Source organism: Mesorhizobium sp. M0698, from assembly GCF_040320455.1.
In the GTDB taxonomy this organism is placed as follows: domain Bacteria; phylum Pseudomonadota; class Alphaproteobacteria; order Rhizobiales; family Rhizobiaceae; genus Mesorhizobium.
This window is the reverse complement of the sequence record NZ_JAMYPQ010000021.1, coordinates 1-13,519: the sequence shown is the minus strand read 5'-3', so window position 1 is coordinate 13,519 and position 13,519 is coordinate 1. Positions and strand designations below refer to the sequence as shown.

Below are 13,519 nucleotides of genomic sequence, written 5' to 3'. Positions count from 1 at the left end.
ATTGCTTTGGACAGATGAGAAGCCCATGAATTTCCACGTCGAACGGCTGCGCCAGAACATCGTCGTGCTTTCGGGCAACACGCACAGGCCGTCGAAGTCGCGGACGCTGGCGCATCATCTCGGCAAGGCGCTGCGCGAAAGATTGTCTGTCACGGTAAATTTCCTCGATCTTGTCGATGCCGGTCGTGGTCTGGGTGCTGCGTTTACGCGAAAGGAATTGACGCCGGAGGCGCTGGATGTGGTGGAGGCTGTCGAGCATGCCGACGCGCTGATCGTCACGACGCCGGTCTACAACGGGTCCTATGTCGGCCTCTTCAAGCATCTGTTCGATCTCATCGATCCGCTGGCACTCGTCGATCGGCCGGTCCTGATCGGCGCGACGGGTGGTGGCCAGCGCCATGCATTGGTGGTCGAACACCAGCTCCGCCCGCTGTTCGGCTTCTACTCGGCGCTGACCGTGCCAAGCGCCGTGTACGGCAGCGACAGCGATTTTTCCGATGGCAAGCTTGTGGATCCGCTGGTCCTGGCGCGGGCCGGGCAGGCCGTGGATCAATTCGTTGCCCTGCTTTCAGCGCGCCAGCCGAAGAGCCAACCGGTCCGGGCGGCTTCGGGCTGACGGATATCGGGTTCGAGCAGGTGCCGGATGCCTTGGACGGCCAAATAAGCAGAACGTTCGGTGTTTTGGCCGACATCGGCGACGGAACCATACGGAACGATACGGGAAGATTTCTGATTTTGGCCCACGAAAAAGTCAATGAAATCAATGCTTTTGATGCATCCTCCGGGCCCACCATTGTTATTATTTATCAATGACTTAGCGGTGTGTTTTGGTTCGGGTAGCCAAGTAATAACTGGCGAACCGCCGTCCATAGCGTTTGATTTTATTGACTTATGGTGGGCCTCCGGAGGCCGCAGATGTGTTGCCAGCCGCCGGTGGAGTGTCAGGATCGTTTATCAAGTGCTTGAACGACGCCGGCACGGTGTTCGGAATAGAAATCCGCCCATAGTCCCGTAGGCAATCAACCTCGAATTACTGTCTGGATGCTACATCGGCCATCGCCGCACCCCACCCTGCGGCGATCTCGTAGCCCATGCGTGAGAAGCCGAATTCGCGATCGAATGTGTTCGGCGCTTTGACACGCCAGTTCTTCATGACCTCGCCCGGGAGGCCGCCAGCAGCGGTGACGACCAAGTCACGCTCGCCGGCGCGGAGTTCACGACGGCGTTCATTTGGCGTAGCTGGGAACAGGCCGGCGACGTCAGGCAAGACCGTCCGGCTGCAGCTAGCAAGTTAATCGCGACCCACGGCGGACCGCTCCGTACGCGCGCGCGGCGTACGGCAAGCTGCTAGCCTCAATCTCCGGATGAGATCAGAGTCGCTCAGACCGGGTCTTCAGGATCTGGTACAGCACGTTTCGGATGCGCTGCCAAACGGTTAGCCGGTTGATCACGCCTTCGCCTCCTGTTCATCGCAGATGAATGGGCTGCGGTTCAGATGATCTGTGCCGCCAGCGCCACGCCGACCAACGACGTGCCGACCCCTGCCGTGCGGATGGCTCGCGGCCAGCGCCGAAGTGTTAGGGCGGCTAACGCGCCGGTCGCGTGAAGAGCCGAAGTAGCGACCACGAAGCCGACCGCATAAGCGATGCCGCTGGCCGTCTCGGGAATTTCGAGGCCATGGGCATTGCCGTGGAAGAGGGCGAAGAGAGCAGTCAGCGAGGCGGCCACAGCGAGCGGAAGCGGCTTGGCAAGCGCCATCATGGCGCCGAAGACCACCAGCGATAGCGTTATGCCGGTTTCCAGTGAGGGCAGGCCGATGCCGGCGATACCGAGCAGGGCGCCAGCGAGCATCGCCGAGACAAAGCACGACGGCACGATGATGATCCCCTTGCCGCCGGCGCGAGCGGCAATGATGCCTACAGCCATCATGGCAAGCAGGTGGTCCATACCGGTCAGCGGGTGCTGAAGGCCGTCTACAAAGCCGTGGGCATGAAAACCGCCGCTATGGGCGAAGGCCAATGAGGGGATGAGGGTTGTGGCGGCTGCCAGGGCGAGTCTGTCGAAGAATGAAAGCGTTCTGTTCATGGTTCTGGACCTGTTTGATAGGAGTGCGATCGGTTCAAGGCCGGTGCTCATTGTCCGCCCCTGGCATGGTGAATTGTGCGGCGCCGGACCTCTCGGCCAGAAGCCGCGCCTCGCCGAAGTCAAGGGGCGTTTGTGCCTTGCCGTTGTGGTAGACGAAGGCTAGGCGGCGCCGGCGCGACGTCAGTTTCGCGGGCAGCGGGTGATAGGTGACGCCGGCGCCACCAATCAGCGGCATGACGGCGCCGACATCGACCATGTCCTGCGTCTCGACGCGCAGAAGATGCAGCCGCACGCCGTCGGCGGTCTCGCCGACGAACGGAATCCCGGCGAGGCGCAGGAAACTGGAGGGGTCGGGCGCCCGCGAAAACCCTTCGAGAAACGCGATCTCGAGGAGATCGAGATCCGTCGCCGGCGCGTCGGCGGGTTCGGGCGCATGGTCGTGCGGTAGATGCGGTGTCTGCCATTGCAACGGCTTGCCGGCCGGCCCGTTGTGGCCGACGGGGTGGGGATGGTGATGATGACCGTTCGGCTCGTGATGGTGACCGTCGCCATGGTCATGGCTGTGGTGGTGATGATCATCGTGCATGATCAAAAGCTCGTCGGCTTGTCGATGATGGATTTGTGTTTGCCGAGATTGCCGTGCGCGACCATCGAGCCCAGCGCCTCGACGACAACCCGCACGCCAAACAGCGCCGTGATGTCTGACGTGTCGTAGGGCGGCGACACCTCGACCACTTCCAGTCCGCAGATGCCGGGCGCCGACACTAGCCCGAGCAGCTTCAGTGCCTCGCGCGGCAGGAAGCCACCGGGCTCCGGCCAGCCCGTACCCGGCACGAAACCGCAATCGATGCTGTCGACATCGAAGGAGATGTATACGGCGTCGGTGTCCTTCCATGCGAGCTCGAGCGCGATCTCCGCCGCCTTCTCCAGCCCCATCTGTTCGATATCGGAAATCGTCAGCACGTTGGTGCCGCGCTTCCGCGCCTCGGCGACGCCGTAGCGCGGCACCTGCCAGCCGCCGATGCCGAGCTGCACCAGATTGGTGGCCGAGACGTTCGGCAAGTTGGTTGCCCAGTACCAGGGCGTCGTGTGCATACGTTCGTCGAGATCCTTTTCCTGAATGTCGATGTGGCGGTCGAAATGGATGATGCCGATGCGCTTGGAGGTCACGTCGGCGATACCGCGCACGCACGGAAATCCGATCGCATGGTCGCCGCCGAGCATGATCGGCAGCGCCCCGGAAGAGGCGACATGGCTGACGCCCTTGGTGATCTGGTCGAAGCTCTTTTCGAGATTGGCGGGGATGGTGAAGACGTCGCCGGCGTCGCAAAGCGTCATCTGCTCGCGCAGGTCGACACCGAGCTCGTAATTGTAAGGCGTGTAGAGCGCCGAGATGCGGCGCATGCCTTGCGGCCCGAAGCGGGCTCCGGGCCGGTAGGTGGTGCCGCTGTCGAAAGGAATGCCCATGACGGCAGCGTCATATCTGCCGACATCGCGGACGTTCTCGACATAGGGCGCCTTGAGGAAGGTGTTGATGCCGGCGAAATGCGGCAACTCGCCTCGCGCGAATGTCGGGATCGACTTGTCGATGATCGAATCCGATCCGGGCAGGCCCATGTCGAGTGCCCATTTCTGTTCCTTGCGCCAGCCATCCTCGGGCAGCTTTCCTTCCGCCTCGATCGACTTCCAGCCCTGCATGTCGCGGATCTCGAAGTTCGGATGGTGGAAGCGTTGGCGTGGCTGGTGGTCGGTGAGCCCGGCGCGACGATGCCGGCGTTCTGGACTATCTCTGTGCATGAAACCTCCTTCACGACGCCGTCGTCGCGATTGCGCTATCCAGTCGGGTCGTCCCGACCATCGCGGCCACTTCGGCCACGTCTCGTGCGGAAGCCCGGTGCTTGCGGTCGAGCTTCAGATCGTAGGTGATCGTCGCGCCATAGGCGGACGGGAACTGGGGGTCGTGGCGCACCTTGTCGAAGACCAGCACGCGGGTGCCGAGCTTGAATGCCTCGCCGATATCGTGGGTGACCATGACCACGGTCATGCCGTGCTCGGTCCAGAGCTCGGTGAGCAGCTCATGCATCTCGATGCGAATACCGGGATCGAGTGCGCCGAACGGCTCGTCGAGAAGCAGGATCTGCGGCCGGCCGAGCAAGGTCTGCGCGATCGCCAGCCGCTGCTGCATGCCGCCAGAAAGCGTGGCCGGATAGAGATCGCGCGCATGGCCAAGCCCGACCCGTTCCAGCATGGTTTCGGCTTCTTGCCTGGCGCTTTTGCGCCTGGCGCCGAAGACGCGGCCGAACGGTCCGCCCGAACGGAAGTCCTCGACCAGCAGCAAGTTCTGCAGCGCGGTCAGATGCGGGAACACGGAATAGCGCTGGAAGACGATGCCGCGCTGCGGCGTCGGTTCCGGCACGATCGGCTGGTCGCCGACGACGACCACGCCGCCACTTTGCTGTTCCTGGCCAAGCAGGATGCGCAGGAATGTCGATTTTCCACAACCGCTGGCGCCAACCAGCGACAGGAATTCACCCGCTTCGGCGGAGACATTGACCCGTTCCAGCACGCGGGCGTCGCCGTAGCTCTTCTCCAGCCCATGGACGAGGATCCGGCTCATCTGGTCCGCACCGGATGCGCCCAGGGCGAGATGATGTGAGAGAGCCGCACGAGCAGCCAGTCGGTCATCACCGCAAGCAGCGTGATCCAGGCGACGTAAGGCAGGATGACGTCCATCGATAGGTAGCGACGAACGAGGAAGATGCGGTAGCCGAGCCCCTCGGTGGAGGCGATGGCTTCTGCCGCGATCAGGAACAGCCAGGCCGGCCCAAGCGCCAGCCGTACGCAAGTGATGAGGCGCGGCATGACCTGTGGCAGCACCAGCCTGAGCACCATGGTCCAGCTGTTGCCGCCGAGCGTCTGTGCCTTGGCGACGAGCTCCGGCGGCAATTCCATCACCCGGTTGGCGATGTCGCGCACCATGACCGGTGCGACGCCGAGAGCGATCAAGGTGATCTTGGCCGTTTCGCCGAGGCCGAGCGCAATGAACAGGATCGGCAGCAGCGCCAGTGGCGGGATGACGCAGACAACTGTGACCAAGGGCAGCAGAAAGGCCCTGACGCGCGGGATGAAACCTATGGCGACGCCGAGGCTGAGCGCCACCAGCGTGGCCATGCCGACTCCGGCGAACAGCCTGATCAGGCTGGCATAGGTGTCGGCCCACAGGATCAGGTCGCCGGAGCGCTTGTCCGGCACTGTCGCCAGGTCTGAAAAGGCCGACCACATCTGTGCAGGGGAGGGCAGCAGCTTGTCGCTGGGATTGACCGCCAGCCTTTGCGACGAAGCGAAGAGATAGGCAATCGCCACGGCGGCAAACGGCAGCGTCCCAAGCAGCAACGCTCCGCCGCGCGAGACCGTCGCGTTGATGAGGCGAAGCCGCGCTTTCGACCTGCTAAGTTGCAGGCGCGCGACTTCGGGGCCTGCTGCGGCCTGCATGATGCCGGTTCCTCTGGCTAGCATGTCGCGCTCCCGCGTCAGAGCGTTCCGCCCGCCGCCTCTGCCATAAAGGCCTGATCGAAGCGGAGCTTGACGTTGTTGACGTCGCCCAGCGTCGAGCCGTCGGGGAAGCTCATGCCGATCACGTCGACGCTCGGCGCGTTGGTACCAAGAATGCCGTGGCTGAACAGGAAGTTGCGCACCAGATCCATGGTCTTCGGCAGTTCGGCGCCGTTGGTGAATGCGACCGCCTTGGCCGGCTCGAAGAACATCGCCGTTGATGCAAGCTGAGCGTCGAAACCGGCAAGATCCGTCCCCGACGCCTTGGCCATCTCTTCCTTGGCCGCCTTGCCTTCGGGCGTACCCGACGTCATCAGCGCCATGGCTTCATACCATGCACCGACAAGCGCCTTGCCCAAGGCCGGATTGTCCTTCAGCGTCGCGGTGTTGACGACCATCATGTCGATGATCTCGCCGGGGATCTCAGTCGAATCGAATACCTTGTGGGCGCCCGGCATGGCAGCGATTTCCGAGACCAGCGGATTCCAGGTGACGACGGAGGTGACGTCGCTGGTGCCGTAGGCAGCGACCATGTCGGCATCGGAGGTGTTCACCACCGTAATGTCCTTTTCGGCCAACTCCACCGTCTCCAGCGCGCGCGCAAGTAGGTAATGTGAGACGGAGAGCTCGACGAGATTGACCTTCTGGCCGGCAATATCCTTGAGCGCGGTCTTGTTCTTGAGGATGACCGCGTCGTTGCCGTTGGAGAAATCGCCGACGATCAAGGCCGTCGTGTCGACACCGCCGCCGGCCGGGATCGAAAGCGCATCCATGTTGGTCATCGAACAGCCGTCAAAGCCGCCGGCCGTGTACTGGTTGATGCTCTCGACATAGTCGTTGATGCGGGTGATCTCGACATTGATGCCGTATTTGTCGGCCCACTTCTTCATGATGCCGCTGTCGGAAAGATAGCCCCACGGCATCCAGCCGACATAGATCGACCAGCAAATCTTGAAGTCTTTCTTGGGCGCCGCTTGCGCGGCTGAGATGAAGGGGAGGCTGAGTGATGCGGCTAGGATGATTGTGGCCAGTTTGCGAAACATTACATACCCCTGTTTGCGATCCGGATTGCGTCCGAACGTCTGTTGGGGGGTTCACGGAGCGCGCATCCGGGAGAGGTTCGCGCCAGCAAACCCGTGCAGGGTTCTCCCGGGATTTTGGCCCGCCGTGTTCCGCCAGATGCCTCAATGCATCTCAAGCGGTCGCGTCTCTTGGACCAGCACCGTGATCGACACGGCCGGAACCCTAGACGCTCTGCACATGAATAACGAAGCAAGGGGCGTGCCAGTCCGGAAAGCCGTCCTGAGGCGGCCTTTCCCCGGATTTGCAGGCAATCGCGTTATGCTGATGCCACAAAAGTCATCGCAACGCCGACGGATTAGGCAAGGAAAATCTAGCGTCAACCAATATGAGCAAGCTTGTGCCCTGGGGACCTCCGCTGATCGCACCCTGCTCTATGGTCGCCCACACATACATGCCCAATAGGGACACGTTCGGGAAGGGCGTGAGCGCGCGGCGGATCCGGATGCCAATTGGCGCCGACCCATGTGACGAGTGCGCCCGATCGTGCAAGGGCAATTCGTGAAATAAGCGCGACTGCAATGATGCTAGGCAAGCCCGATCGCGTGTCGGGAGGCAGTTGTGAAAGTTGCGATCATCGGACCAGGCTCGCTCGGGAAGGCCTTGGCGAAATGTCTTGGCCTCGCCGGGCACGAAATTCGCCTCAGCTTCAGTCGTGACGAAGGCAAGTTGCGCGCAATCGCGGCAACCCTCCGTGTTGGCTTCGGTGCCCCTGACGAAGTAGCGAGATGGGCCGACGTAATTGCCCTGGCGACGCCATGGCCGGCTCTCGAGCTGGCGATGGACGCGCTTGGCGATTTGTCGGGCAAGATCGTCTGGGACAATACCAATGCAGTCGCACCTGACCTTTCCACGATGCTGCTAGGCACTACTACGTCTGTAGGCGAGGAGGTTCAGAGGCGCGCGCGGGGCGCCCTTGTCGTCAAGTGCATTCCGACCTTTGCCGAATTGCTTGACAGGGATGATCCGCGTCTCAACGGCGATCCGGTGACGAGCTATGTCGCCGGCAATGACGCAGATGCCAAGGCGGCGGTTTGCCGGCTTCTCGCCGATCTGCCGACAATACCGGTCGATGTCGGCGATCTCACGGCCTCGCGCCTGATCGAGCCGATGATGCTGCTATTGGTCCAGCTCGCCTATCGGCGCGGGATGGGGCCGGCAATTTCCTTCAATCTCATTCGACAGGACGGACGGACTCATGACTGATTATCTACCCGCGCGGCGCAAGGCGATTCCAGTAGGACGTCTGCTGATCGATGGCCAATGGCGCGATGCCGTCAGTGGCGAGACTTCGACGACTTTTGATCCGACCACGGAGGCGGCGATCACCGATATTGCGAAGGCGGACGTCACCGACACGAGCGATGCCGTCGCGGCCGCGCAGCGGGCTTTCGAGCAAGGACCCTGGGCGCGGATGCATCATGAGGAGCGCGCCAAGATCCTGTTTCGCATCGCCGATCTAATGGACGAGCGGGCCGAGGATTTCGCGGTGCGCGAGGCGATGGATATGGGTATGCCCTATCGCGATTTCCGCGATATCATCATGCCGCACTGCTCAGGACTGTTCCGCTTTCATGGCGGGCTCGCCATGAGCGCGATGGACGGCGCCTATCGTACCAGCTACGAACCAAATATCAGGATCCTGACGCGGCGCGAGCCGCTCGGTGTGATCGCTGCGATCACCCCGTTCAATTTTCCCCTCGCGCTGTCCTGTTCGAAAATCGCGCCGGCACTCGCGGCGGGTAACACGGTCGTTCACAAGCCTGCGACCGACACGCCCCTGACGGCCCTCGCCTTGGCGCAAGTGATCCTCGACGCGGGCGTGCCGCCAGGCGTCTACAATCTCGTCACCGGCCCGGGCGGCACCATCGGCGACGCGTTGGTCAACGATGCCCGCGTCGGCAAGATCGCCTTTACCGGGTCGACCACCGTCGGCCAGGGCATCATGCGCAACGGTGCCGGGACGATGAAACACCTGACCATGGAGCTCGGCGGCAAGAGTCCCAATATCGTTTTCGCCGATGCCGATATCGATGTCGCGATACAGGCAGCCTTCTGGGGCATCTTCTGGAACAAGGGCGAAGTCTGCGTCGCCGGATCGCGCCTGCTGGTTGAACGCGCCTGCTATGACGAGGTCGTCGAGAAGCTGAGCGCCATTGCGAAGTCGGCGACGCTCGGCGATCCGCTGGACCCTGCGACGATGATCGGGCCGATCGCATCGCGGGGCGAGTATGACAAGGTCTTGAGCTATGTCGAAGAGGGCAAGCGCACCGCGCGACTGGCCGCGGGCGGCGGCACCCGCCAGGTCAACGGCAAGGGCCTCTTCATCGAACCGACCATCTTCGCCGATGCGACCAACGACCTAAGGATATCGCGCGAAGAGATTTTCGGCCCTGTCCTGCCGGTGATTCCATTCGACAGCGAGGAGGACGCGATCCGGATCGCCAACGATACGAGCTACGGGCTCGCCTCGGGCATCCAGACCAGCGATCTCGGCCGCGCCTTGCGGCTCGCCGACCGGATCAAGGCAGGCACGGTCTGGCTGAACTGCTGGCACAAGTACCATCCTAATGCGCCGTTCGGAGGTTTGAAGATGAGCGGCTATGCCGCGAGCAGGGCCGCGAGGCGTGGGAAAGCTACACCCAATATAAGACGATTTGGGCGAATCTCGTCTGACCATGTGCCTGCCACCCCCAAAGAATAAGGACCAATCATGGCTTATATCACTACGATCGACGTCCTCGGAATCACACCGAAGGAGTACCGCGCAATCCTTGATGAAATGGGCGTAGAGCTCCGACCCGAACCGGGGATCTATCTGCATTTGACCGCACCGATTGAGGGCGGCTATCGCGTCGTCGAGGTGTGGGATCATCGCGAGGGATTCGAGGCATTCATGCAGACGCGGTTGGCGCCGGCGGCGGCGGCGATCGGCTTGAACCGAGAGATAAAGGTGACGATCGAACCGCTCTACAACATCTTCGCGCCCAGGTTGGAGGAGCTGCCGCCGCTGGTCGAGGACGCGGTTTTGCGCCCAAACGCTCCCATTCCGGCCTGATATCACGCATGTCGATCCGCGATCCCAACCCGCTCGACCCGCTGCAGCCCAAACACATCGCGATGGTCCTTTCAAACCCGGCTGTGTCAACCACCACAGGCTGGCCGGTCGGGTTTTGGTGGAGCGAGTTAACTCATCCCTGGCTCGCCTTCACCGAGCGCGGATATGGAGTCGCGATCTTCTCGCCTGAGGGCGGCAAATGCGAGGCGGATGCGTTGAGCGACCCGCGCGATCCGTCCGGCTATTCGGATACGGATCTGATCTCGCTCGGTTTCCTGTCGACGCCGAAACTGGCGGCGCTGGTGGAGACGACCCGGCCCATCGCAGAGCTGTCGGTCGACGCGTTCGACGCTATCGTCGTCGCTGGCGGCCAAGCGCCGATGTTCACCTTCGAAGGCGCAACTGAGTTGCAGCGGCTGTTCATCAACTTTTTCGCGGCCGGCAAGGTCGCGGCCGCCTTGTGTCATGGCGTCGCGCTGCTGCGCTACGCTCGCCTCTCAACCGGCGAGCTGCTGGCCAAAGGGCGCACTGTTACGGGTTTCGCCAATGTCGAGGAAGACTTCGCCGACAATGCCGTCTGGGAGATGGGCGCGCTGCCACACGGTACGCATCTGATGCCATGGCGGATCGAGGATGAGATGCGTGCGCTCGGCGCGAATTATGTTCAGGCCGGGCTGTGGCGCGATTTTGCCGTGCGCGACGGCAATTTGATCACCGGCCAGCAGAACTTCTCCGGAGCGGCGACCGCCCGTCTTGTCATCGAGGCGCTCGGTGGCTGAGGACCAAAGACCGCTCCTGTCGGTGAAGTTCGGGAGACAAACTCGCCGTCAGGGCGGGCGATGCCAAACGACATCGGCCCAATAGGATCCGGGTCCGTCCAAGAACTCCACCTCAAACAACCACTATCAGCAGCGAGGATGAACCATGGCCGTAGTGACGACACTTGATATTGCCGGCCTGACGGCCGAAGATTATAGCCGCATCCTCGATCGGATCGGCGTGGAGAAACGGCCCGCTGGCGGCATCTACCAGCACATCGCGCATGCCACAGACGATGGTTATCGCATCATCGAGATATGGGACGACAAGGCAGGCCTGGAGCTCTTCTTGCAGGACACATTGTTTCCCGCCGCACAGGAACTGCAAGTTCAGCGTGAAATGACCATTATGACCCAGACACTGCACAACATCTTTGTGCCCCGGATTGGTGAACTGACTGCCCTGGCAAATGATGCGCCTGGTGGACCAGTCAAACGGGCAAAAGTGTAGGCATCAAGGATCGAGGATGCGGCGATCGATCATCGAAGTCCTGGAGGAACTTGCGTCCGGACGCCCGGTACAACGATGGTGACCGCGGCAAGTGCAAAGAGGTTGTTCTTTCCTGCCGGCGACTATCGCCATGCGCCGGCCGGAGTCGTTCAGCTGCGTGTGATTCGCAGCGGTTCATCCTATGCAGAGATCGATCTTGGCCGCGGGCTGCGGCGCGTCTTCACCCGCCCCGGCGACCTGCTGCTCAGTCTTCCCGAGCGTGCCACGCGGTTCAAGATCGAGGAGCCGCGAGAGCTGACGATGATCACCGTTGACTCCGCGCTGGCGTCAAGGCTCCTGGTATCCGCAGGCGGGACCCCCGAGGACCTGGCAATCCTGACCGATCGACCGATACGCGATTCGCTGGTGGCCGAGTTGTGCCGACGCCTCGAAGGCGACCCGCCAGCCAACCCGATCGTCCGCGAATGGACGCTGGGCCTGGTTTTCGCGAACCTGCTCCGTCTCGGGCATGCACGCCAGCGGCAGCAGAAGTCTCCGGTCCTAACCTCGCAGCGGTTCGACCGGGTCCTCGCTGCGATTGACGGCGATCTGGAAAAGGGGGTGTCGATCGACCATCTTGCCGGAATCGCGGGAATACCACGACGCGCCTTCACCGCCGCCTTTCGCGAGGCGACGCAATTGCCGGTACATCAATTCATTTTACGCCGCCGCGTTGATCGCGCGGTCGAGCTTTTGGAAAATAGCGATCTGCCGCTGGCCGAGATTGCTCAGCACGCGGGTTTCACTCACCAGGCCCATATGAATCGCGTCGTGACCCGATTGAAAGGGCTGTCGCCAGGCCGGCTGCGGTCTCGCAGGCGCGACGGCTGACTTGTGATCTATTCCAGCATCAGGATTCGAATGGCGGAGATGTGAGTTGCTGAAACGTCCGTTGGCTAAGATGCCCGACAGTTTGCGTGCAGAGCTCGAGGCCGCAAATCTGATGACTGCTTTCGAGCAACGGCCTCCCTATCAGCGCAATGATTACTTGCATTGGATCGAGCGCGCCCGTCACCCGGAAACACGCCGAAAGCGCATAAATCAGATGATTGACGAGCTTACGAAGGGAGGAATCTACATGGGAATGCAATAAGAGCTGGCATCGCCGCGAAGCTAGCAGATCCGTCAACGATCATCTTCCGATCCGTGGCCTATCGAGATCGGGTGCTTTCCGCATTGATCTTCATCGGTTTCCCCACGCTTTTGCGCAGATTATGCAGGGAGCCAATAGTGACAATCGAACCTATCCTCCATTTTCGTTTGCGGCAGGTGGCCATATGATCGTGACATCGCAAACCAATAACGTGCTCGGCAGCACGTCAGGGAGGTGGCGCGTCTGGTCGCTCTCGGACGGTTACATCGAGATGCCGGCGGACCTTCTGCGGGACCCGCAGGATAATCCGGTGCCGCAAGCTGCGTTGGCAGGGGCGCTTCGCCTGTCTGTCAATTGCTTCGCGCTCGCAGGTCCAGGCGTTGACGGCGTTCTGATCGACAGCGGAGGAGGGGGCTGGGCTCCGACAGTGGGGCGTCTTGAGCAGGCCATGGCGGAAGCCAAGATCGACCCGGCTTCGATCACGGTCTTGGCGCTCACCCACGCCCATCAGGATCATGTGCACGGACTTTTGACCCCCGACGGCCGAGTGCTCTTTCCAAACTTGAAGGCGATCGCTATTCCCGAGGCGGCTGTGGGGAGCTTTTTCGCTTACGCGCACCTTGCGCAGTTCCGGCCCTTGCTGAAGCCTGTCCAGAATGGCGACCAGGTGGGTGAGCGATTGAGGGCGGTCGCCCTGCCCGGTCATGCTGCCGGTCATACCGGCTACGCGTTCGACTCGGACGAGGACCGTTTCCTATTCTTCGGGGACGTCGTTCATGTGCCGGCCTTGCAGTTCGGCAATCCCGCGTTCAGTTGGGGCTATGACGACGATCAGCTGACCGCGCGCGCAACCCGCCTAAAGGTTTTCAGTGACGCGGCCGAGGCGGGGACGTGGATCGCCGGCGCGCACCTTGGCTGGCCGGGCATCGGCCGCGTGCTGCGTAAGGGCGAAGCATACGGCTATGAGCCGGCAGGAGGACGAGTGACCGGATAGGCGGCCCGGTGCTGATCGGTTTATACCGCTCTCTTCGCCCAAGGCAAGGATCTCGACGAGCAGCGCGTCGCACTCCGGCGTCCTCAACGGCGGCGCTGCCATCGTCCGGCCCACCAAAATATCTGATTTTGATCCACTGGCGGCCGATCGATGCCTGAGGCTTACCGGATCGGCGTCTCGCCGCGAAACAGCGGCTGGTGCGCCCGCATCAAGGCGGCGATCCGGTCGGCGACTTTCCGTACCGGCGGGGAATGACGTTCCTCGTGATGGGTGACGATCCATTGGTCGGTTTCAAGTTCGGGGATAGGCTGAGCAACGCGAACCAGCCGCGGATCGCCGTCACCGACGA

16 protein-coding genes, 1 pseudogene and 1 riboswitch are annotated in these 13,519 nt (G+C 62.1%); of the genes and pseudogenes, 9 read left to right on the top strand and 8 right to left on the bottom strand.

The annotated features are described in order from the left end of the window. Nucleotides 1-25 precede the first annotated feature (25 nt). Nucleotides 26-616 (top strand): FMN reductase, encoded by a 591-nt coding sequence (gene msuE / locus NKI16_RS28600; protein ID WP_352623096.1) that lies wholly within the window; start codon nucleotides 26-28, stop codon nucleotides 614-616. Between the two features lie 414 nt (nucleotides 617-1,030). Here the strand turns inward: msuE and NKI16_RS28595 are convergent, their stop codons facing one another. The 7 genes from NKI16_RS28595 to NKI16_RS28565 all read right to left on the bottom strand — a co-directional run bounded on the left by NKI16_RS28595 (nucleotide 1,031) and on the right by NKI16_RS28565 (nucleotide 6,680). After that, nucleotides 1,031-1,267, bottom strand: coding sequence for a thiamine pyrophosphate-dependent enzyme (locus NKI16_RS28595; RefSeq protein ID WP_352587538.1), 237 nt, complete (start codon nucleotides 1,265-1,267; stop codon nucleotides 1,031-1,033). A gap of 224 nt (nucleotides 1,268-1,491) precedes the next feature. After that, the gene (locus NKI16_RS28590; RefSeq protein WP_352587445.1) at nucleotides 1,492-2,085 is read right to left on the bottom strand and encodes a HupE/UreJ family protein; all 594 of its coding nucleotides are present in this window, start codon (nucleotides 2,083-2,085) and stop codon (nucleotides 1,492-1,494) included. 34 nt (nucleotides 2,086-2,119) lie between these two features. Beyond that, entirely contained in the window at nucleotides 2,120-2,671 is a 552-nt protein-coding gene (locus tag NKI16_RS28585) for a hypothetical protein (protein WP_352587442.1), read from the bottom strand. Nucleotides 2,672-2,673: 2 nt separating this feature from the next. After that, nucleotides 2,674-3,882, bottom strand: coding sequence for an agmatinase family protein (locus NKI16_RS28580; RefSeq protein WP_352578214.1), 1,209 nt, complete (start codon nucleotides 3,880-3,882; stop codon nucleotides 2,674-2,676). Nucleotides 3,883-3,892: 10 nt separating this feature from the next. Beyond that, on the bottom strand, nucleotides 3,893-4,702 hold the full coding sequence (locus NKI16_RS28575) for an ATP-binding cassette domain-containing protein (RefSeq protein ID WP_023679465.1): 810 nt from the start codon (nucleotides 4,700-4,702) through the stop codon (nucleotides 3,893-3,895). Beyond that, nucleotides 4,699-5,577 carry an ABC transporter permease gene (locus NKI16_RS28570; RefSeq protein WP_023679466.1) on the bottom strand — a complete coding sequence of 293 codons (879 nt, stop codon included), beginning with the start codon at nucleotides 5,575-5,577 and terminating at the stop codon, nucleotides 4,699-4,701. The genes NKI16_RS28575 and NKI16_RS28570 overlap by 4 nt, the downstream gene beginning before the upstream one ends. Nucleotides 5,578-5,615: 38 nt before the next feature. Then, on the bottom strand, nucleotides 5,616-6,680 hold the full coding sequence (locus NKI16_RS28565) for a putative urea ABC transporter substrate-binding protein (RefSeq protein WP_023679467.1): 1,065 nt from the start codon (nucleotides 6,678-6,680) through the stop codon (nucleotides 5,616-5,618). Nucleotides 6,681-6,781: 101 nt separating this feature from the next. Then, a riboswitch (guanidine-I (ykkC/yxkD leader) is annotated at nucleotides 6,782-6,897 on the bottom strand. Nucleotides 6,898-7,278: 381 nt separating this feature from the next. On the opposite strand from NKI16_RS28565, the gene NKI16_RS28560 reads away from it, so the two are divergent. The 8 genes from NKI16_RS28560 (at nucleotide 7,279) to NKI16_RS28525 (ending at nucleotide 13,170) form a co-directional block, all read left to right on the top strand. Further along, nucleotides 7,279-7,923: an NADPH-dependent F420 reductase gene (locus NKI16_RS28560; RefSeq protein WP_023679468.1), complete on the top strand. Its 645-nt coding sequence runs from the start codon at nucleotides 7,279-7,281 to the stop codon at nucleotides 7,921-7,923. Beyond that, nucleotides 7,916-9,421: an aldehyde dehydrogenase family protein gene (locus NKI16_RS28555; protein WP_023679469.1), complete on the top strand. Its 1,506-nt coding sequence runs from the start codon at nucleotides 7,916-7,918 to the stop codon at nucleotides 9,419-9,421. Before NKI16_RS28560 ends, NKI16_RS28555 begins: the two co-directional genes overlap by 8 nt. A gap of 9 nt (nucleotides 9,422-9,430) precedes the next feature. Continuing rightward, nucleotides 9,431-9,775: an antibiotic biosynthesis monooxygenase family protein gene (locus NKI16_RS28550; protein WP_023679470.1), complete on the top strand. Its 345-nt coding sequence runs from the start codon at nucleotides 9,431-9,433 to the stop codon at nucleotides 9,773-9,775. An 8-nt stretch (nucleotides 9,776-9,783) separates the two neighbouring features. Continuing rightward, a complete protein-coding gene (locus tag NKI16_RS28545; protein WP_023679471.1) occupies nucleotides 9,784-10,554 on the top strand; it encodes a type 1 glutamine amidotransferase domain-containing protein in 771 nt (256 codons plus the stop codon). A 145-nt stretch (nucleotides 10,555-10,699) separates the two neighbouring features. Beyond that, nucleotides 10,700-11,044, top strand: a complete 345-nt coding sequence (locus NKI16_RS28540) for a hypothetical protein (protein WP_023679472.1) — start codon at nucleotides 10,700-10,702, stop codon at nucleotides 11,042-11,044. A gap of 75 nt (nucleotides 11,045-11,119) precedes the next feature. After that, entirely contained in the window at nucleotides 11,120-11,914 is a 795-nt protein-coding gene (locus NKI16_RS28535; protein ID WP_352623095.1) for a helix-turn-helix domain-containing protein, read from the top strand. A 70-nt stretch (nucleotides 11,915-11,984) separates the two neighbouring features. Then, nucleotides 11,985-12,176 (top strand): YdeI/OmpD-associated family protein, encoded by a 192-nt coding sequence (locus NKI16_RS28530; protein ID WP_031212580.1) that lies wholly within the window; start codon nucleotides 11,985-11,987, stop codon nucleotides 12,174-12,176. 184 nt (nucleotides 12,177-12,360) lie between these two features. Continuing rightward, nucleotides 12,361-13,170 (top strand): MBL fold metallo-hydrolase, encoded by an 810-nt coding sequence (locus tag NKI16_RS28525; RefSeq protein WP_023679475.1) that lies wholly within the window; start codon nucleotides 12,361-12,363, stop codon nucleotides 13,168-13,170. 161 nt (nucleotides 13,171-13,331) lie between these two features. Here the strand turns inward: NKI16_RS28525 and NKI16_RS28520 are convergent. Then, a pseudogene (locus NKI16_RS28520) lies at nucleotides 13,332-13,519 on the bottom strand (LysR family transcriptional regulator); the annotation flags it as partial.

What these genes read in the sequence shown, in the direction of transcription:
- msuE (WP_352623096.1), top strand. Translation starts at nt 26, where the DNA reads ATGAATTTCCACGTCGAACGGCTGCGCCAGAACATCGTCGTGCTTTCG.
- NKI16_RS28590 (WP_352587445.1), bottom strand. Translation starts at nt 2,085, where the DNA reads ATGAACAGAACGCTTTCATTCTTCGACAGACTCGCCCTGGCAGCCGCC.
- NKI16_RS28585 (WP_352587442.1), bottom strand. Translation starts at nt 2,671, where the DNA reads ATGCACGATGATCATCACCACCACAGCCATGACCATGGCGACGGTCAC.
- NKI16_RS28580 (WP_352578214.1), bottom strand. Translation starts at nt 3,882, where the DNA reads ATGCACAGAGATAGTCCAGAACGCCGGCATCGTCGCGCCGGGCTCACC.
- NKI16_RS28575 (WP_023679465.1), bottom strand. Translation starts at nt 4,702, where the DNA reads ATGAGCCGGATCCTCGTCCATGGGCTGGAGAAGAGCTACGGCGACGCC.
- NKI16_RS28570 (WP_023679466.1), bottom strand. Translation starts at nt 5,577, where the DNA reads ATGCAGGCCGCAGCAGGCCCCGAAGTCGCGCGCCTGCAACTTAGCAGG.
- NKI16_RS28565 (WP_023679467.1), bottom strand. Translation starts at nt 6,680, where the DNA reads ATGTTTCGCAAACTGGCCACAATCATCCTAGCCGCATCACTCAGCCTC.
- NKI16_RS28555 (WP_023679469.1), top strand. Translation starts at nt 7,916, where the DNA reads ATGACTGATTATCTACCCGCGCGGCGCAAGGCGATTCCAGTAGGACGT.
- NKI16_RS28550 (WP_023679470.1), top strand. Translation starts at nt 9,431, where the DNA reads ATGGCTTATATCACTACGATCGACGTCCTCGGAATCACACCGAAGGAG.
- NKI16_RS28545 (WP_023679471.1), top strand. Translation starts at nt 9,784, where the DNA reads ATGTCGATCCGCGATCCCAACCCGCTCGACCCGCTGCAGCCCAAACAC.
- NKI16_RS28540 (WP_023679472.1), top strand. Translation starts at nt 10,700, where the DNA reads ATGGCCGTAGTGACGACACTTGATATTGCCGGCCTGACGGCCGAAGAT.
- NKI16_RS28535 (WP_352623095.1), top strand. Translation starts at nt 11,120, where the DNA reads ATGGTGACCGCGGCAAGTGCAAAGAGGTTGTTCTTTCCTGCCGGCGAC.
- NKI16_RS28530 (WP_031212580.1), top strand. Translation starts at nt 11,985, where the DNA reads ATGCCCGACAGTTTGCGTGCAGAGCTCGAGGCCGCAAATCTGATGACT.
- NKI16_RS28525 (WP_023679475.1), top strand. Translation starts at nt 12,361, where the DNA reads ATGATCGTGACATCGCAAACCAATAACGTGCTCGGCAGCACGTCAGGG.